This is a genomic window from Enterococcus sp. LJL99 (genome assembly GCF_054871725.1).
In genome coordinates, this window is sequence record NZ_JBTXLT010000001.1 from 110,103 (window position 1) to 129,678 (window position 19,576).

The following is a 19,576-nucleotide window of genomic DNA, read 5'->3' on the forward strand; positions in this document are numbered from 1 at the left end:
AAAATAGGTGCAAGGATGTTACCATTAAATTAAGTAAAATTGAAAAGGGGGAGCTTCCATGGCTGAGAAATCAAAAGAAAAAGTATTTGCTGAACGTCAAGATAATTACAAACAGAAAAAAGAAACGATTTTCAAAAAAGCTTTAAAAGAACATGAGGAACGGTCAACAGAAGAAACTAAAGCAGATGAAAAAACTGACTAATATAAAATAGGCGAAGATCGAAAAAATCGATTACTTCGCTTATTTTTTTAGAAATAATCTTCTAATATAGGTTTTCCTTCTGGTAAACGATTAGATAATGCTAGAATGGTTCCCTTTTCCCCTGATACTTCTTCAAAAAAGTGAAGTTCACTTCCTGTTCGATACCCCATAAATAACTGAGTGAATTTTTGAATAGAGCCACGAATAAGTCTCTCATCATCAAGGTCATTTGATTGCTCGTTTGCTCGTTCTATTTTCCCTTCACCTTTTTGATTGATTTTCAATGACCATAAACCGTCATTCCAATCGCCATAACTATCTTCTATTTCCAAATAATACTGTTCTTCCATCCCGACTTTGAATGGATAATTATTTAAAAATGTTTGTATTTCAACGATTCTTCCCATCATAAATGGCTTAACTTGCATATCGATCAAAGGAGCAGGCATTAGAAAACTCAAATTCTCTCCATCAAATCCTTTGTTATACGAAAATTCTTTAGAAGAGCCATTATGTGAACCAATAAATCTAACAAGAGCTTGAAAAGCATTCTTAGTCAGATAACCGAAATCATTAATTTCAAAACACTCCCACGCAGAAGTATAAACCAGATATCCTTCTGGCTTTCTGTTTGCGTTTAAATATACCGCAAATTTATATTTTTCCTGCATTCCATAAACATAATCTAACCACCATTCTTCTCGAATCAAGCCTCCTCGTTGATTTGATTCTATTTTAGAATATAAAGCTTCAATAATCGGACGTGCTTCTTCCCAATTCACGCGGCGAATCGAACCTTCAACTTTTTTGACATCTGGCCAATTTTCTGCTTTAATTCGATAATTGATTTGTTCAAATAATTGCTCAAATCCATATTTTCGATAGAACGGATAGGAAAAAGGCGCTAAATAAGCAAGCGCGGTTTTTTGATCGGCAAGCTTTTTTAAGAGAGCTTTCATTAAAATAGTAATCCCTCCTTCTCCACGATATTCTGGATAGGAAGAAACTGCTCCAATTCCACTTAATTCATACTCTACACCATGAAAATTGACTTTAAAATTAGTTGAGATCATTTGATTGGTCAAATTTCCCTCACTAAAATAACCATAATTCAGCGAATGGTTCAATAAAAAATTAAATCTAGTCCTCTTTTCTTCAGTCACTTCTGCATTAAATGCATAAGCTGCTAAGTCAAACATCTCATCTTGATGATTAACTGACATTTCTTTAATTTCATTTCCCAAACAATCAACTTCTTTCTAATTGTGATTTTGTCGTCCTTTATGCATTAATGCTTAAAACCTTAATATATTTATTATTATGGCGGAAAACTCTAGTGAGGTTGAGATCAAAGCATAGTGTAATTGCTGATTTTATCCTACCAAACACTACTAAAAAAAAACAGAATAACAGTTTCGTTCTTTTAAAAGCATAAAGTTTTTATGAAACTCTATTTTTTAAAATTGGAAGCTATTATCCTGCTCTTTTTATAAATAATTTTAGTTTTATTCGTTATCCATGCGACGATAAATGTCGATGATTTCTTTTGCTAAATCTGTAAACGCAATTGATGTCATCAAGTGGTCTTGGCTGTGTACTGTTAATAAAGTTACATCCATATGATTTCCTTGTGCTTCTTGCGTTAATAAACCTGTTTGAGAATGGTGCGCTTGAACAAGTGATTCTTCAGCATCTTTGATTTTTTGATCAGCTAATTCAAAATCACCTTTTTTCGCAGCTGCAATAGCTTCCATTGCATCACTTTTAGCATTTCCTCCAAACATGATTAATCCCATGATTGCTTCTAAATTTTGTTGTTCTTCCAATTGTCTAACCTCATTTATCTAATATTTTTTCTTTTTTTATTTATCCATTAAAGAAAGAGCTTGATCTAATACTTTTTCACCGTTCATCATTCCGTAATCAGCCATGTTGATTACATCAAATGGAATTCCTTTTGGTGCTAATTTTTGTTCGAATTGTGCTTTCATGAAACGAACTTGTGGGCCTAAAAGTAATACGTTCACGTCTTTAGCTTCTAAGTTATTATCTGCATCAGATGCAGATACGGCAAAGATATCCGCTTCCATTCCACGATCTTCTGCTGCTTTTTGCATTTTAGTTACTAATAGACTTGTACTCATTCCTGCTGAACATACTAACATAATTGTTTTTTTAGCCATTTTTTTCCACTCCCTGAGTTTTTAATTTTTACTCTTTTATATAAAGCAATTTCCGTGCCAAAAAATAATTGCTCCTTTTGTTGATTTATCAATGATTTACACTAAGAAAAACAACATACACACTATTCATTTTAATTACACACTATTTTTAGTATGTATATTTCCAATCCATAATAAAAAACAGCCCAAGAAGTCATACGAATTTCAGCAATCATTTAAAGATTTTCTTGTTGCTTAGTTTTCGTCAACTGCTAGCGGACTGTTTTTTTATTTTACTCGTTACTTATCTTTTTCATATGAATATTCCAGTGTTGTTTTAATTTTATTTTCTAAAAACATTTGCGTTAAGTGTGCAACTTCAGACTCTGGGATTGCGATACGATAATTCTTTTCAAGTATCATGATATTGGTTCGAACGACATCTGCTTCTAAGCGATTTTTCTTGATAAAATCAGATAAATTGGAAAATTCTCTCGTGCGTTCGCTCTTTAAAATTGCATCAATTAGAAAAGCTAAATGAATAACAATTCCGGCATCAATTCCTGGTTCAACGATGATATGCATATCCGCTTGGATCTGATGAACAATTTTTTGTAATGTCACAATTAGTTTTTGTAACGAATCTACCGTTGTAATTGTTCCATTTAAGGATTTTACGATTTTTTCAGTAGAAACTTCATCTCCAGCGATTCGTTTTAGCATATTTAGTTTTTCATCATCAAAAATATCATAGGCAGAGAAAAAAGGAATATTCTGATATTCTACATCAACAGTTCCTGCAATGGCTTTGATTTCATATTCTTCCATCAAGCTATCAATTCGCTTCTTAAAAGCTTCTCTTTCCAAAAATTGCATTTGAATGATTTCTACTTTATTTTCATCGATGATGGGTAGAATTCGTTGATATAGACGAGCTGCAACGCCTTCTCCAGTAAAACAAGTGACCACGACTGCTTTTTTAATTTCTTGCCGGTCGCGGGAGCTAATCCTGAATTGATCTCTAATAATCCCTTCAAAAGACATCTGAACATTTTGATAAATATCTTCTAAACTTCGGCCAATACTAGACATTCGAATCGCTTCTAAAACAATCATTGTGCTGGTCATTGTAATTGCTTTCGTCCGAATCCCTGTTTCTTCATAAATCAAATTGCCAAATGAATTTAACGAGCCCATATCTGTTAACAGCAACAAACCATTGGATAGATTTTCGCGATTATCGTGAACATATTTTTTTAACTGATCATACATCGTCTGAACTTCCATTTTTAAAGACATATTCATAGCAACACCGGTATCGATTCCTAGTAAATCTTGGGCTGTTTTCAACATACTAGAGGCTGTCGAATCTCCATGCATTAAAACAATAACGCCAACATTATTCACGTGGATTTTTTCTTTATTTCCCACATTTACTGATAAAAACATACTGATAAAGCCAATTTCATCAAAAGGAATTTCAATATTATTTTCTTCTTCAATAATGGCTGAGAGATCCATCGCTACTTGAAATTCTTTTTTCATTTTTTTGCGAACATCATTTAAATTAGGATGAACAATCATGTGCCCTTCTTTGATCCGTTCAATCGTACTTTGTAAATGCAACGCAAACGCAAAACGAACTTTTTCATTATAAATGCGGTCCAATTGTTTTTCCGCTAAATCGTATAAACGATTCGTCAAATGCCAAATTTTTTCAGGTAATAAATCTTTATGTACCGAATTTTGTGCTAGTTCTTCGACATAGGTTTGGAAATAAGCATCCATATCTGTCGAAATTAATTGTTCTAAATCAGCATTTTCTAGTTCTTTTAATGACAAATTAGCCACTTTTTCTTCGATTTCATTATAAACTTGCATGTCTCTTGTTGGATCTTGAGACCAAACTACCTCATTGGTTCCAGGTTCAAAACGCAGATAATTACTTTTACTATCTACAAAACGATCTAAACGTTCAGGTATTTCCTTGATTTTGAGTAGCCCTTTTTGAACTTGTAATGGGAGATCTCGTTTTCGAATGACTAAACTTGATTCATTATGTGTTCGATAATGAAGGAAGGCTTTGGCACAAACCAATTTTAGATCCCGTTTAACTTGTCCGATGTTCCCCTCGGCTTCATAAAGCATAAACGCTAAAACAGCTTCTCTTTTGACATCTATTCGTTGATTCAATCGATTCGCTTCTTGTTTGATAAACAATGAAATGATTTCATATCGCTCATCTAGCGAACGTGCTTCCAAAGACGGGAGAGTAATCGCCATTGGAATTCGTCGATTGAAGGTCGTTAAAAAGCGCTCTGACGACTCGGTTGTCGCACCAATTATTTGAACTGAAGCTTGATATGTTTTTTCACTTTCTCCTAATGGTCGATAACTACCTTTATCGATAAAAGTAAATAACATTTCTTGACCTTCAGGAGGTAATCGGTGAATCTCATCAAGAAAAAGAATGCCTTCATCCGCTTTTGAAATTAATCCAGGATTGTCTTCGACTGCGCCAGTATACGCACCTTTTTTGACACCAAAAATATGACCAAATAATAATTGAGGATTTTGAGCATAATCAGCACAGTTAAAAGAGATAAAAGGGGCATTTTTAGCTAAAATTTTTGAATCAACAGCAAAATGATACATACACTCAGCAAACAAAGATTTTCCCGTCCCAGTTTCACCAAAAATGATGGTGTGTAACCCTTTAGGCGGATATAAAATAGCTGCTTTTGCTTGTTGGATACTGACTTTTAATGAATCAGAAGAGCCAACTAAATTGTCAAAAGTAACTTCTGTTGAATGATCCACATGAATCGCTTCTTCTTGAGAAACAGAATAAACGACAGGTCTACTATCACTTTTGTCGATTTTTTTCTCTTTATACAGTTCACTTAGATATCGACTTGCGTTGCTTCGATCGATAGTCAATTTTTCCGCAATATCGCTTGCGGTCATCCCTGTTTTTTGAGATTCTAAAATCGACAGAATCTCATCTTTTCTAGACTTCATAACTACCTCCTTCAAACACAAAAAACATCAATCTAATGTGACTCTTTCTTGCGAGCCCCTTTGTTTTTGCTTTTTTTCGATTTCGATCCTTTTTTCTTTGGTTTACTATCTTTAGTGGCTCTAGGATTGTTCCCTTTTTTAGCCCCTTGTTCTTTTCTACTTCCAATGCCTTCTTTTCGAGTCAGATGAAAATCACCATCATAAATAAAAATCTCTTTCGTTGGAAGATCAATTTTTTTCATTAAACGTTGATAATCTCTTTTCGTTGCATCATTAACAAAAGTAATGACTGAGCCGCTAGCGCCCATTCTACCTACCCGTCCCGCACGATGAATATAGCTTTCTTCTGATAAAGGGACTTCTGTATTAATTACGTAGGGAACTGCTTCAAAATCAAGTCCTCTAGCTGCTACTTCCGTCGTCAAAAGTAATTTTGCATTCTTTTTAGCAAATTCATGAATAGCCAATTTACGCAGTTGTTTATTTTGATCCGAAGCTAAACCAACAACTGGAACTCTTTCATAAAGTAATTTTTCTTCAATATTTCCTAAATCCATCACTTGATTAAAAAAAACAATGGCTGAAAAATCTGGCGTATAGGCAAAGCTTCTTAGAAAATCACTTTTTTTTCTTGGAGATAAAGTCATGAAATAATGTTGCACTTGTCCTGATGACGTATCCTCTTGCGTCACATCCAAAACAACTAATTCATCGACCAGTTTATTCGCTTCTTCAACTACTCGATCTGCAGTTGCTGAATAAAAGACTAATTGGAATTCATTCGGCGCACTGGCAATGATTTGTTGCGTACGATTCATTTCAGCATCAAAAAATAGTTGATCGACTTCATCCATCACAATTGTCCGCAGTAAATGACTTTTGATTTTTTTCGCTTTGATTAACTCTAAGACTCTCCCTGGAGTACCAACTAAAATTTCAGGCTTCTTCTTTAGTTTTTCGACCTGACGATTGACATTGGCTCCCCCTATTAATGCTTGCGTTTTTAATTGTAACAACGCTGCCCATTCTCTTACTACTTCTGCGATTTGCATCGCTAATTCTTGCGAGGGCGCTAAAATCAATAACTGATTTCCTTGGTCTTTCTCGACATTCAAAAGCAACGGCAAAACATAAGCGAGCGTTTTACCTGAACCTGTAGGTGAAATTCCTAATACGTTTTTTTGTTCATGTAACGGAGCAAAGCTCTTTTCTTGAATGATTGATGGCTCTTTAAAACCAGAGGCTTGCCATTGGTTCAGCCAAGCCTCTGGTAATTGATTTAATATACTCATAAAAATCCTTTCTATCTTACCTTTGACTACACTAGTTTATTTATCTGCGTCAAAGGTGATATTCGCGCTTTTTCTTAATGCATAAAGCGTTGTATTAACATTTCTAGCTAATTCAACCCACTCTTCATAAAGAGTAATATAGTTTTTATCTTCTGGATGTTCTAAAATATCCGCAAAATCACGCGCTTCTTCAATCATTGGATTTTCTTCTACTTTAACCTCAATCGCTTCATTTTCTTTTGTTTTACGGTTATAAAACGCTGCTCTTGAGATTGCATTCACACTGTCCAATAATAAGGTTCCATGATCAAAATAAATCTCAGAATCTAAAAAGGCATCGCCGATTTTACCTGTTTGTAAAGTAACATCAAATGAATCATATCTTAAAATCGCTGTCCCGATACCATCGACACCTGTAGCAATTTTCCGAGCAAAATAATGACTTTCTTTTGGCAAACCAAACCAACCGACTGCTGCATAGACTAAGTAAACACCTAAATCCATGATCGCGCCACCTGAAAAATGAGTCGAAAAGATATTTGGTTCATTGCCTTCTAACACTTGATCATAACGAGAAGAATATTTCATATAACTAAAGTTTGCACCAGTGATTTGGTTTTCCAATGGTAACCACTCGGCAATTTTTTTGAAACTTGTTTCATGAATATTTCGAGCTGCCTCAAAAAAGAAGACTTTCTTTTGATTCGCTAATGTAATGATTTCATCCATTTCTGCAGGTGTTGAGAAAGCTGGTTTTTCAACGATGACATTTTTTCCAGCTAAAATAGCTTGTTTCGCTTGTTCAAAATGAAGCGAATTGGGAGAAGCGATATAGATCGTATCCATATGAGCAATACCAAAAAAGGTTGCTAAATCGGTTGCATATTCTACATCTCCATATTTTTCACCAAATTTTTGGGCCGTTTCTAATTTCCGAGAATAAACAGCCGCCAAATCATATCTTTTTGTTTCGATAGCAGCCATTACGAATTGATGACTGATCCAGTTTGTACCAATAACGCCTAAGTGAATCATTTAAATCCTCACCTTTCTTTGTTTGGGCTTTCAAAATCATAACTCACATCAAATGGAACTGGTTTATCTATGCTAATTGTCGCGGGTGTTACTTGACAATTATACGCAATCACTTGTACGCCGTGTGCCTGTGCACGTTGAATCGCTTGTGCTAATTCAGGCTGCATCTCTTGATGAATCGTGGCTTTCTTTACTTGTTCAAATTGAATCACAAACAAAACGTAACACTGATAGCCGTCTGATTGAGCAGCAATCAGCTCATTGACATGCTTCAGGCCTCTTAATGTAGGAGCATCTGGAAAAGCACCAATCTGATTATTTTCCAAAGTCATTCCCTTAACTTCCACAAAAGCCAAACGTTCGTTGTCTGTTTGAATCAATAAATCAAATTGAGAATTCGCGTATCTTTTTTCTCTTTTGACAGAAACAATTTCACCACTTAGTTCAGGTAAACAGATTGTTCCATCTAATAAAGCTTGAGCTGCTAAAGCATTTGGTACTTGACTATCGATATTGATCCATTGATTCCCCTTTTTTACCGCAATCAAATCATAGTCCGTTTTTCTTTTTGAAGAGGGTTGGTAAGATAGCGCCACTTCCGCATTTGGAAGCAATAACTCTTTGCACCGACCAGTATTTTTCACATGAGCGATAATTGGTTCTTCGCTATCCTCTAGACGACACTCGGCAATAAATCGATTGGGTCGCTGAATAAATCTTGCCAGATGAATATTCGGATAAGTAATCATACAAACACCCTTTCCTCAAAACAATACCATAATTCAGCTAAAAAATCATATTTATTCTCTGGGTTTTAAAAGTTTAAGTTATTTTTTACGCTTCTTTACAATTTAGTTACTAAAATCGTTTCACGTGGTTTATAACCCTATTCCGTGCTATTATTACTAGGTGGGAGGAGATTGAATAAATGAAAAAAAATTGGTCATTTTTATTAGGTGCTTCATTAATTACAGGCGTAGTTGGCTCGGTCTTTTTAAAAAACAAGGCAAAAAAACATCCAACCGAACGTTCTGAACAAAATCTCTATCAATCTTACAAAGGAAATTGGTGGTTTGTAAACCGACAAAAAGCCACTCAGCATACATTAAAAATAGAAGAAAATCTTTCTATTTTAATTGATGGCAAAAAGCTTCGTTACGCTCTGATTGAGTTGACGAAAGATCGTTTGGTCGTTCAAGATGAGTTTGGCTATCATTTAATCATCCAATCGGAACAAGCAAAACCAATCGCACTTTATGATGAAGCCGATGATGCGACCTATCCATTAGAAGCAATAAACCCATTAGAAACTTAATTACTTTTTAAATAAACAAGCAGAGGTTCCCAAACGAGTAAAACGGTTTGGTGAATCCCTGCTTTATTTTTATAATTCCTTAATCTCTTTACGCTCTTCTGTTTTACTTAATTTACCTTCTCTTTTTCTTAATTCTGCCTCAATCGCAGATAAAGGAATATTTTTTTCAGCAAGTAAAACAAGCATATGATACACTAAATCAGCCGTTTCATAAATCAATTCTTCGTCGTCCTCATTTTTAGCTGCGATGATGACTTCGGTTGCTTCTTCGCCAACTTTTTTCAAAATTTTATCTAAACCTTGAGTAAATAAGTAATTTGTATACGATCCTTCTTTAGGATTTTGTTTTCGTTCCATAATTTCTTGGGATAATTGATCGATCATTTTTTTACCTCCGTTCATCTTTTATCCTTTAATTTCATTAAAAAAGCAGCTATGAGCCCCGGTATGACAAGCAGGGCCCGTTTGCTCTACAGTGATTAATAAAGTATCTTGATCACAGTCTGTCGCTATCTTTTTTACTTTTTGAATGTGACCGCTCGTCTCGCCTTTGTTCCATAATTTTTGCCGAGATCGCGAATAAAACCAAGTTTTTCCAGTATCCAATGTTTTTTGATAACTTTCTTCGTTCATATATGCCAGCATCAAAACGTCATTTGTTTGCTCTTCAACAATGATTGCTGGAATCAAGCCGTTTGTAAAATCTGGTTTCATATCCGCACCTCCACGTTTTGTTCCTTTAAAGTTTGTTTTAAATCTGGAATTTTTACTTCTCCATAATGGAAAATACTGGCTGCTAAAGCTGCTGAAACTTCAGTCTTTTCAAACACTTCGACAATATCAGCCGCATTTCCGCAACCTCCTGAAGCAATCACCGGAACTGAAACAGCTTCACAAATCGCTTGATTCAACGCTAAATCATAACCTTTTTTCGTTCCGTCGGCATCCATACTTGTCAGTAATATCTCACCAGCACCCAAAGAGACCGCTTTTTCCGCCCATTCGACTGCATCTAGACCCGTATCTTCACGGCCACCCTTCACAAATACGTGCCACGAATCACCTATTTTCTTTGCATCAATCGCAACAACGATACATTGAGAACCAAATTTCTCTGCTCCTTGTTGAATCAATTCTGGTTGTTGAATCGCTGCTGAATTAAGCGAAATTTTATCTGCTCCAGCTAAAAGCATTTTTTTCATATCTTCAACAGAACGAATTCCTCCACCCACAGTTAAAGGAATAAATACTTCAGCTGCTGTACGTTCCACAACATCAACCATCGTATTTCGCTCATCACTTGTCGCAGTAATATCTAAAAAGACTAATTCATCGGCCCCTTGTTCGTTATAGGCTCGTGCAACTTCTACTGGATCGCCAACATCCTGTAAATCAATAAAATTAACCCCTTTGACCACTCGTCCATTGGTTACATCTAAACAGGGAATAATTCGTTTAGTTAACAATTTGCTCCACCTCCAACATATCTGCTAAAGTAATCGCACCATTATAGAAAGCTTTCCCCACAATGGCTCCATAAATCTCACCTTTAGCTAATTTGATTAAATCCTCTTTACAGCTAACTCCACCAGAAGCAATGATTTGCACATCCGGAACTGCCACTGATAATTTTTCATAGTCTTCAAATGTTGGACCTGTTAACGTTCCATCTTTGGCAATATCCGTATAGATAATCGTTTTTACCCCAATGGCTGCCATTTCTTTTGCCATTTGAATAAAATCAGTTTCGCTGACATCCAACCAACCACTAATAGCAACTTTGCCATTTTTAGCATCGATCCCAACGGCAATTTTATCGCCATAACGTTCGACCGCTTTTTTAACAAGTTCTGGATTAGTTAACGCTGCAGAGCCAATAATCACTCGATCAATCCCTAAAGAAACATAACGTTCAACCTGCTCCAAAGTGCGTATCCCACCGCCCACTTCAAGCTTGATTCCTGTCGTTTTTTTCATTTGTTCAATTAACGTGGCATTTGTTGTTTTCCCATCTAAGGCACCATCTAAATCCACTACATGCATCATTTCAATCCCAGCTTCTTTAAATTCTTTCGCTTGAGCAACAGGATCTTCATTAACCACTGTTTTTTGTGAAAAATCTCCTTGCACGAGACGAACAGCTTTGCCTTCTTTAATATCAATTGCTGGTAAGACGTGCATTTTCAACAACCTCCTTGAATCCTTTTAAAATCGTTAAGCCAACTTCGCTACTTTTTTCAGGATGAAACTGCGTACCATAAACATTTTCTTTAGAAATCATAGCTGGAACTTTTAGTGAATACTGAGCAAAAGCATCAATCATCGTTGGCTCACAATCAGCATAGTAAGAATGAACAAAATAAACAAATTGATGATCAATATGCTTAGTCAATGCCGTTTCATTGGTGACCACCAGCTCATTCCACCCCATATGAGGAACTGGATAGCCTGGATCATCTGGTAATTTCTCACAAATTCCTTCGATTAAGCCCAATCCTTCAGTAAAACCATTTTCCATACTACCTTCTAAAAGTAATTGCATACCCAAGCAAACACCTAAAATCGGAATTCCATTTGCTGCTGCCGTTTTAATAATGGGTACAAGATCACGCTGATTCAATTCTTCCATAGCCAAGGAAAAAGCGCCCACTCCTGGTAAAATCAACCCATCTGCAGCCAAAATTTCTTTAGGATCAGCTGAAATTTTATTTTCTAAACCAACAAAATCTAAGGCTTTTTGAACGTTGCGGGTATTTCCTGTGTCATAATCTATAATAATGATCATCTACAAAATCCCCTTCGTAGAATTAACCCCTTGAATATCAGGGTTTTTCGTAATCGCTTCTCTTAGTGCACGACCAGTTGCTTTAAATAAAGCTTCAATTTTATGATGGGTATTTTTCCCGTGTAAAATTTTCAGATGTAAATTCATTTGCGTGTTAAAAGCTAATGCTTGGAAAAATTCTTCTGTTAATTCAGTATCAAACGCCCCTAATTTAGGATTATCAAATGTTGCATCGAAAACTAAATACGAACGTCCACTTAAATCTAATGAAGCCATTCCTAATGATTCATCCATTGGTACAAAACTAGTTCCATAACGATTGATGCCCACTTTATCGCCTAAAGCTTCTCTAATACATTGTCCTAATACGATGCCGACATCTTCCACCGTATGATGACTATCTACTTCAATATCCCCATCAACAACTACTTCCAAAGACATCCGGCTATGTCTAGCAAACAACGTTAACATATGATCAAAAAAGCCGACACCGGTTTGAATGATTACAGGCTCTTGTTGATCCAGATTTAAACTTAAAGAAATTTTTGTTTCCGCTGTTTCTCTTTTTAATGAAGCTTGTCTCATTTTTCTTCCTCCTCAAAACGACATTCTACAGCGCGAGCATGTGCTTCTAAACCTTCTTTACGTGCTAAAAGCGCAATAGAATCTTTGGTTTGTGCTAAAGCCTCTTTGGTATAATAGGTCACTTGACTGTATTTAACAAAATCGTAGACACCCAATGGCGAATAAAACTTCGCTGTGCCACTAGTCGGTAAAACATGGTTTGTGCCTGATAAATAATCCCCAACCGGTTCTGATGCATAAGCACCCAAGAAAATAGAACCTGCATTTTTGATTTTATGTAAATAACTCATTGGATCATCAAGTTGAACTTCTAAATGTTCTGGTGCAATCCCATTCATAATTTCAAACATTTCTTGAACGGTCTCAGTCACAATGATTTGACCATAATCTTCAATGGCTTTTTCAGCAATTTGCTTGCGAGGTAATGTTTTTAACTGACGCTCAATTTCTTGTTCTACCTTCTTCCCTAATTCCGTTGAATTTGTTACTAAAATCGCTCGAGCTAATGTATCATGTTCGGCTTGTGATAATAGATCTGCTGCAATATAAGTTGGATTTGCTGAGTCATCTGCTAAGACACCAATTTCAGAAGGCCCTGCAATCATATCGATTCCGACTAAACCAAAAACTTGTTTTTTAGCTGTCGCAACATAAATATTTCCCGGTCCAACAATTTTATCAACTTGGGGAATCGTTTCAGTTCCCAAAGCGAGTGCTGCTACTGCTTGGGCACCACCCACTTGATAAATTTTATCAACTTCCGCAATTTTAGCTGCCGCTAGTATCACATCTGGAATTCCCTTGCTTGATGGTGGAGTGACCATGATGATTTCATTTACGCCAGCGATTTTAGCTGGCAACACATTCATCAAAACCGAAGATGGATAGGCTGCTGTTCCACCAGGAACGTAGACTCCGACACGATTTAATGGTAAAACTAATTGGCCTCGGATGACTCCTGTTTTTTCCGTATCCATAAAATCATATTGTTTTTGCTTTTTATGATAGCTAATAATATTTTCTTTTGCTAGTTCCAACGCAGCGATAACTTCTTTTTCCACACGTTGATAACCTGCTTCGATTACTGCTTGAGAAACTTCCAGCGATTCCAACTTAACCCCATCAAACATCTGGGAAAATTGTCTCAGTGCTTTATCTCCCGTTAGACTGACTTCTTCCAGAATTTCTTGCACTTGATTTTCAATGTTTTGATTGCTTTGTTGCGCCCCACGCTGTTCCTCTTGCAGTAACGCTAAAATTTCTGCTGTACTTCCAGTGATCCATTTCATTCGTTGGTTCCTCCTTCAATCACAGATTCTAATTGCTTGAATAATTGAAAAATCGCTTGTCTTTTTCTCTTCAACAGCGCTTTATTCACAATTACTCGAGCAGAAATCGGACAGATATCTTCATAAATCTCTAATCCATTTTCTTTCAACGTTGTGCCCGTTTCTACAATATCGACGATTGCATCTGCTAAACCTAAAACAGGTGCAATTTCAACGGAACCTTCAATTTTAATCAATTCAATATCTTCGCCTTTTTTACGAAAATGATCGGATGCTACTGTAGGATATTTCGTCGCAATTCGTTTTCGTTTATAATCATCTGGTTGATAATCTTTCGTAGAAGCAACAGAAAACTTACATTTACCGATTCCTAAATCCAGCATTTCATAATACCCAAAAGGATGTTCATAAAGCACATCTTTTCCAACGATACCCAAATCAGCAACCCCGTGACGCACATACGTCGTTACATCAGCCGCTTTCACTAATAAGAATGTCAATGTTCCATCTGGACTCGTAAAAATTAGTTTTCGTTGTTTATCTTTCATAAATGACAAGTCGATGCCTGCTTGTTCAAATAAAGTAATTGTTGATTTTTCTAAACGACCTTTTGTTAATGCTATCGTTAATTTTGTCACAGTGATTCACCTACCTTGATTATGCGTTGATTTTCTGCTGTTACTTCGATTACTTCTTGATAGTTCCATTTTTCACCATAAGCAATCGCTTCTTCTAATGTATCGAATAAAGATAATTGATAGTTTTTATTCTCTTTGACTAGTTTTTCCATTGTTGAAAATTGACTTAAATTACCATGAACCAGAGTCGTTGGTTGATCCAATTTTGCTAATTTGTTTAATTGATACTGTAAATTAACTAACGTATCTAAATTAATCCCTAAACCAACTGCTGGAATCACTGGATGGTCAAATTGTTCAACCAAATGATCATAACGTCCCCCTCTTAAAAAGACGTCTGGAACTAGATCAGCATAACCATTAAACAAGACACCCGTATAATAATCCATAATAGCTACTAAGCCTAAATCAACCGTCAACGACATTTCTTTATGGACAGTCGTAATAGCACTCGCAAGGATCGCCAACTCTTCAAGCAATTCATTGATTGGTGAATCATTGGGCACCAACGATTTCGCTAAATGCAACACTTCTTTTGCTTCTCCAAACAACATTGGAATCGCTGCAATAAAAGCATCTAATTCACTTGGATGTTTTTTGGTAAATTCTTTTAACTCTGTTAAACTTTTATTATTAACATGCAGTTCTAATTCTTTTTTCTCTTCTGCATTCAAATCAAGCGTCTGAACAATCAAACGGAACAATTGAGCATGGCCTAATTCAAAATGAAAATTAGGAATCATCAAATCTTCTAATATTTCCACTGCACAACTAATACATTCTACTTCTGCTTTGATAGACGGATAGCCAATCAATTCAATGCCAGCTTGAGTCAGTTCATTTTGTTCTCCAAGCATTTCATCATTCGCTCGAAAAATTTTACCACTATACGAAAGTTTTAATGGAGGTGTTATCCCTGTCGTTGCTAATACACGTCCAATCGGCATTGTCATATCTGGTCTAAGAACAAGCAATCGACCATTTTTATCAAAAAAGCGATAGAAATCCTTTTTATTTTTACCTTCGCTATAAAATACATCTTCAAATTCAATCACAGGTGTATCAATCCGCTGATAGCCTCTTCTTTTTAAAGTATCATTTACTTGCTTTTCTAATTGATAAGCGCCATTTGCCTCACGAAATAGTTTATCTTTCGTTCCTGAGGGTAAACTACGGTTCCATCTCATCCCAACACTTCCTATCTTTTTTCATTTTTTATTTCTCATTCATACTCACTTAAACGCTCAATTTTTGCGATACAACTTTTAAAACAATAAAAAACGCCCCCTTGGCAAATAAGCCAAGAGGACGAGAATATTTATTTCACGTGATCCCACCTCAGATTCATTTTTACTTCACAGTAAAAATCTCTGTTAGTCAAAAAGACTATGAGCAATAACGGGCTCTCCGAATTTTCCTACTTATCAAAATCAAGTTAATTTGATTAATCACTTAAATCAATTTCCAAGGTAGAAACTGAAGAAAAATGATCCTATGTTTCAGAAAAAAAACTTTCAGGCGTGTTCAATGAACCTTTATTGTTTTCTTGCACCAACCGAAAACTCTCTTAAATAAATAAATTCATCTACTATTCTGATCTTCGTTCTTTCATTTTATTCTCATTTATTTCTTAAAACTTTATCATGAAAAACACCAATAGTCAATTGTTTTTCTAAGATCAACAAGTAATAAATCTATATGGAAGATAGGGAGTGTTGAAAAAAATTTTCTTTCTGACCAAACTCAATTTAATTCATTTTTAGTCGAATCTCTAAGAACCAATTCAGTTCCTACCGTTATTTTTCTAGCAACAGGTGTTTTTTCATGTATTAGTGACATCATCGTATCAACTGCTAATTCACCCATCCACTCGGTATAAACTTTTACAGTCGATAAAGGCGGACTAACATACTTAGCCACGCTACTATCATTAAAACCAATGATGGCAATATCTTCCGGTACGTTGAACTTCATTTCTTGAATCGCTTTTAAGGCGCCGATTGCTAAAGCATCGTTTGAAGCAAAAAAAACTGCTGGATATTCTTTTGTTCCCTTTAAATACTGTCTCATTGCTTGATAGCCGCCATCTACCGTAAAATTTCCCGATAAAAAAAATCGTTCTTCAAATAAATTATGTTCCATTAATGCTTCTTTAAACAATTTTAACCGACGATCTTCTATTGGAACTCGACTACCTCGGATACATTCTTTGCCTGAAAGCATACCAATTTGCGTATAACCTGCCTGAATTAAAAAACGAGTAATCAGTTTAATGCTTTGTTCAAAATCAATTACGAGCGAGTTATGGCCGTATTCTAACGCATCAAAATCAACAAATAATACATTAGGATTAATCTTAGTTAGTTGTTGGATTTGTTGCTGATCAAATTTACCTACTGCAATTATTCCATCTACATCCATTGGTACTAAGTTATCAAGCGTTTGTTTAACTAATTCGCAACCTAATTCTTCTGCTTTTTTTTCAATGCCTAAACGAATCGATAAATAATACAAATCATCAAGTTCTTCCGATTCATCATACCACTGAACGAGTATAATTCTTGCTTTAACTATTTTTTGATTTTTTTTGTATTTTGTATAGTTTAACTCTTCCGCCGCTTCAAAAATTTTCTTTTTGGTATCATGCCCCACGGATAATTCAGTATCATAATTTAAGACTCGAGAGACTGTCGCAGGTGAAACATTTGCTAAGGTTGCAATATCTTTGATGGTTGCCATTCGTTCACCTCTCTCTTTTTATCATAAGGTTTCAATAAATCGTTTAAATGCTTTTTGTCCCTGTTCATCACGCTTAAATACACCCGCATCAGTTAAAACTTGCGCAAAAATCAACCCAACTTCTTTTTGGATGATATCCGTCACATTCTCGTTTGAAAATGAATAGTTTTCTCTCAATCGGTCAGCCCATTCTTGATGGTATTCAGCGATATCATTTTCTTTTTCTAAAACATAACGTTCGACTTCTTTTAATTCGGTTGCTAAACGAGGTGGTAAAACAGCTAAGCCCATCACTTCAATCAAGCCAATATTTTCTTTTTTAATATGTTGCACCTCTTTATGCGGATGAAAAATCCCATCTGGATGCTCCTCAGAAGTTTGATTATCACGTAATACTAAATCTAATTCATAAAGATTTCCGCGTCTTCTAGCAATTGGAGTAACTGTGTGATGTGGAACTTCTGTTTCTGAAAAAGCACGTACTGAAACGGATTCATCTGAATAATTACGCCATTTTTCTAAAATCATCGTTCCAACTTCTACTAAGTCTTCTGCATTCGGACTTTGTAAACGAATCACTGACATTGGCCATTTGACGATTCCTGCATTAATTAGTGGAAAATCAGCTAATTCGAAAAAGTATTCCATTTCTGCTATTTCCATCGGGAAAGTAAAACGTCCAGCTTGATAGTGATCGTGAGATAAAATAGATCCCCCAACAATCGGTAAATCCGCATTAGAACCAACAAAATAGTGAGGTAATACTTCAATAATCTTCATCAAGCGCTTAAACGTTCCGCGAGAAATAACCATCGGACGATGTTCTTCAGATAAAATAATCGCATGCTCATTATAATAAGCATAAGGCGAATATTGAAACGCCCAGCTTTCTTGATCGAGGTTCATTCGAATCAAGCGATGATTCGTTCTCGCTGGGAAATTTTCACGTCCTTTATACCCTTCGTTTTCCATACAAAGTTGACATTTCGGATAATCAATTTTTTTTAACTTACTATCCGCAATAATTTGTTTAGGATCTTTTTCAGGTTTTGAAAGATTAATAGTGATTTGTAGTTCTCCATATTCTGTTTCAACTGGAAAAATAATATTTTTAGCGATTGCTCGCGTTTTAATGTAATCATTTTCCTTGCTCAATTTATAAAAGTAATCTGTCGCTTCTTTTGGATCATTAGCATAATGCTGAGCGAAAAAAGCATTAACCACCGATGGAGGCGGTGTTAAGAAATCCATAATCTGAGCTTCTAAAATTTCTTTACTGGCTAATGATTCATCGATTAGCTTATTTTCACGAGCTTTGACAATCAATTGATCCAATAATTCTAACGACGTGCTAGTTGGTTGTCTCACCTGGACCGCTTCTAAACTATCTTCTCCAATCAGAGCTAAAACACGATTTTGAACGTAAATTCGATCCATTTCCATCCAGCCGCCAGCTTGAATTGCTAAAGTGGTAAAATCACAAATTGTTTGACTAATTGACATCTTTTTTCCTCCTAGCCTTCGTAACCATTGGGATGATTTTGATGCCATTGCCATGCTGTTTCAATAATTGCCTTAATTGATGTTACTTGTGGTTGCCAACCTAAAATAGCTTGCGCTTTTTCACTTGATGCAATCAGCGCTGCTGGGTCTCCAGCACGACGTGGTAAGATTTCGGCTGGAATTTCTTTCCCAGTGACTTCTCTAGCTGCTACTAACATTTCATTAACAGAATAGCCTTGATTACTACCAAGATTGAAGACATCACTTTTACCGCCGTTTTGTAAATATTCTAAAGCTAAAACATGGGCATTAATCAAATCTTCAATATAAACGTAATCTCGAATACAAGTACCATCTGGTGTCTCATAATCATCACCAAAAATTCCTAAAGAGGTTCTTTGACCTAAAGCTACTTGTAAAATAATCGGTACTAAATGACTTTCAGGTGTATGATCTTCTCCAATCGAAGCATCGCCTTTTGCACCAGCAACGTTAAAATAACGAAGCGCTACATAACGCATGTCATAGGCATTATCACACCATTTCATCATTTTTTCCATCATCAGTTTACTTTCACCATAAGGATTCTTAGGATTGGTTGGCATCGTTTCTTTGATTGGCATTTCTTTAGGTTCGCCATAAGTTGCAGCGGTTGATGAAAAGACGATATGTTTCACATCAAACTCTTCCATCACTTCTAAAACAATCTGAGTCCCATAAACGTTATTATTAAAATAAAGCAATGGTTTTTCAACAGATTCTCCAACTAGTGAGTTAGCGGCAAAATGAATGACTCCTTCAATTTCTTCTTTAGCAAAGACTGCTTGCATAAAGGCTTTATCGCGAATATCCCCTTCATAAAAAGTCGCTTCTGGATGAATCGCTTTTCTGTGTCCTGTTTGTAAATTATCTATAACAATGACTTGTTTTCCACGATTAACTAACTGATCTACTGCATGCGAGCCAATATAACCTGCTCCACCTAAAATTAAAATAGACATGATTTTCCT

The 19,576-nt window shown here is 35.7% G+C and carries 21 protein-coding genes; 2 read left to right on the forward strand and 19 right to left on the reverse strand.

Features of this window, described 5'->3' with window-relative positions; translation table 11 throughout:
* The first annotated feature begins 58 nt into the window (after nt 1–58).
* Nucleotides 59–202, forward strand: coding sequence for a hypothetical protein (locus ACYSNW_RS00515; RefSeq protein WP_461742307.1), 144 nt, complete (start codon nt 59–61; stop codon nt 200–202).
* 47 nt (nt 203–249) lie between these two features.
* On the opposite strand, the gene ACYSNW_RS00520 is transcribed toward ACYSNW_RS00515, so the two are convergent.
* From ACYSNW_RS00520 to sfsA, 7 genes are all read right to left on the reverse strand, one after another.
* Nucleotides 250–1,446, reverse strand: coding sequence for a GNAT family N-acetyltransferase (locus ACYSNW_RS00520; protein WP_461742309.1), 1,197 nt, complete (start codon nt 1,444–1,446; stop codon nt 250–252).
* Between the two features lie 261 nt (nt 1,447–1,707).
* Nucleotides 1,708–2,028: a PTS lactose/cellobiose transporter subunit IIA gene (locus tag ACYSNW_RS00525; RefSeq protein WP_461742311.1), complete on the reverse strand. Its 321-nt coding sequence runs from the start codon at nt 2,026–2,028 to the stop codon at nt 1,708–1,710.
* A 36-nt stretch (nt 2,029–2,064) separates the two neighbouring features.
* Nucleotides 2,065–2,385, reverse strand: coding sequence for a PTS sugar transporter subunit IIB (locus ACYSNW_RS00530; protein WP_461742312.1), 321 nt, complete (start codon nt 2,383–2,385; stop codon nt 2,065–2,067).
* 279 nt (nt 2,386–2,664) lie between these two features.
* Entirely contained in the window at nt 2,665–5,385 is a 2,721-nt protein-coding gene (locus ACYSNW_RS00535; protein WP_461742314.1) for a sigma 54-interacting transcriptional regulator, read from the reverse strand.
* A 32-nt stretch (nt 5,386–5,417) separates the two neighbouring features.
* Nucleotides 5,418–6,677: a DEAD/DEAH box helicase gene (locus tag ACYSNW_RS00540; protein ID WP_461742316.1), complete on the reverse strand. Its 1,260-nt coding sequence runs from the start codon at nt 6,675–6,677 to the stop codon at nt 5,418–5,420.
* A 36-nt stretch (nt 6,678–6,713) separates the two neighbouring features.
* Nucleotides 6,714–7,712: a Gfo/Idh/MocA family protein gene (locus ACYSNW_RS00545; RefSeq protein WP_461742318.1), complete on the reverse strand. Its 999-nt coding sequence runs from the start codon at nt 7,710–7,712 to the stop codon at nt 6,714–6,716.
* Between the two features lie 8 nt (nt 7,713–7,720).
* Nucleotides 7,721–8,458 (reverse strand): DNA/RNA nuclease SfsA, encoded by a 738-nt coding sequence (gene sfsA / locus ACYSNW_RS00550; RefSeq protein ID WP_461742983.1) that lies wholly within the window; start codon nt 8,456–8,458, stop codon nt 7,721–7,723.
* Between the two features lie 182 nt (nt 8,459–8,640).
* Between sfsA and ACYSNW_RS00555 the strand changes: the two genes are divergently transcribed.
* Nucleotides 8,641–9,027 carry a DUF4828 domain-containing protein gene (locus tag ACYSNW_RS00555; RefSeq protein WP_461742319.1) on the forward strand — a complete coding sequence of 129 codons (387 nt, stop codon included), beginning with the start codon at nt 8,641–8,643 and terminating at the stop codon, nt 9,025–9,027.
* Nucleotides 9,028–9,096: 69 nt separating this feature from the next.
* Here the strand turns inward: ACYSNW_RS00555 and hisE are convergent, their stop codons facing one another.
* The 12 genes from hisE to galE all read right to left on the reverse strand — a co-directional run bounded on the left by hisE (nt 9,097) and on the right by galE (nt 19,567).
* Nucleotides 9,097–9,411, reverse strand: a complete 315-nt coding sequence (gene hisE / locus ACYSNW_RS00560; RefSeq protein WP_461742321.1) for a phosphoribosyl-ATP diphosphatase — start codon at nt 9,409–9,411, stop codon at nt 9,097–9,099.
* Between the two features lie 21 nt (nt 9,412–9,432).
* The gene (gene hisI, locus ACYSNW_RS00565; RefSeq protein ID WP_461742323.1) at nt 9,433–9,741 is read right to left on the reverse strand and encodes a phosphoribosyl-AMP cyclohydrolase; all 309 of its coding nucleotides are present in this window, start codon (nt 9,739–9,741) and stop codon (nt 9,433–9,435) included.
* On the reverse strand, nt 9,738–10,493 hold the full coding sequence (gene hisF, locus ACYSNW_RS00570) for an imidazole glycerol phosphate synthase subunit HisF (protein WP_461742324.1): 756 nt from the start codon (nt 10,491–10,493) through the stop codon (nt 9,738–9,740). Before hisF ends, hisI begins: the two co-directional genes overlap by 4 nt.
* Nucleotides 10,483–11,208, reverse strand: coding sequence for a 1-(5-phosphoribosyl)-5-[(5-phosphoribosylamino)methylideneamino]imidazole-4-carboxamide isomerase (gene hisA, locus ACYSNW_RS00575; RefSeq protein ID WP_461742326.1), 726 nt, complete (start codon nt 11,206–11,208; stop codon nt 10,483–10,485). Before hisA ends, hisF begins: the two co-directional genes overlap by 11 nt.
* Nucleotides 11,186–11,812 (reverse strand): imidazole glycerol phosphate synthase subunit HisH, encoded by a 627-nt coding sequence (gene hisH / locus ACYSNW_RS00580; RefSeq protein WP_461742328.1) that lies wholly within the window; start codon nt 11,810–11,812, stop codon nt 11,186–11,188. The genes hisA and hisH overlap by 23 nt, the downstream gene beginning before the upstream one ends.
* Nucleotides 11,813–12,397 carry an imidazoleglycerol-phosphate dehydratase HisB gene (hisB, locus tag ACYSNW_RS00585; RefSeq protein WP_461742330.1) on the reverse strand — a complete coding sequence of 195 codons (585 nt, stop codon included), beginning with the start codon at nt 12,395–12,397 and terminating at the stop codon, nt 11,813–11,815.
* Nucleotides 12,394–13,686, reverse strand: coding sequence for a histidinol dehydrogenase (gene hisD / locus ACYSNW_RS00590; RefSeq protein WP_461742331.1), 1,293 nt, complete (start codon nt 13,684–13,686; stop codon nt 12,394–12,396). The genes hisB and hisD overlap by 4 nt, the downstream gene beginning before the upstream one ends.
* Entirely contained in the window at nt 13,683–14,324 is a 642-nt protein-coding gene (gene hisG / locus ACYSNW_RS00595; protein ID WP_461742333.1) for an ATP phosphoribosyltransferase, read from the reverse strand. Before hisG ends, hisD begins: the two co-directional genes overlap by 4 nt.
* Nucleotides 14,321–15,511, reverse strand: a complete 1,191-nt coding sequence (gene hisZ / locus ACYSNW_RS00600) for an ATP phosphoribosyltransferase regulatory subunit (RefSeq protein ID WP_461742335.1) — start codon at nt 15,509–15,511, stop codon at nt 14,321–14,323. Before hisZ ends, hisG begins: the two co-directional genes overlap by 4 nt.
* A 556-nt stretch (nt 15,512–16,067) precedes the next feature.
* Nucleotides 16,068–17,063, reverse strand: a complete 996-nt coding sequence (locus tag ACYSNW_RS00605; protein WP_461742337.1) for a LacI family DNA-binding transcriptional regulator — start codon at nt 17,061–17,063, stop codon at nt 16,068–16,070.
* 21 nt (nt 17,064–17,084) lie between these two features.
* Nucleotides 17,085–18,566: a UDP-glucose--hexose-1-phosphate uridylyltransferase gene (galT, locus tag ACYSNW_RS00610; protein ID WP_461742338.1), complete on the reverse strand. Its 1,482-nt coding sequence runs from the start codon at nt 18,564–18,566 to the stop codon at nt 17,085–17,087.
* Between the two features lie 11 nt (nt 18,567–18,577).
* Nucleotides 18,578–19,567, reverse strand: a complete 990-nt coding sequence (gene galE, locus ACYSNW_RS00615; RefSeq protein WP_461742339.1) for a UDP-glucose 4-epimerase GalE — start codon at nt 19,565–19,567, stop codon at nt 18,578–18,580.
* Between the last annotated feature and the right edge of the window lie 9 nt (nt 19,568–19,576).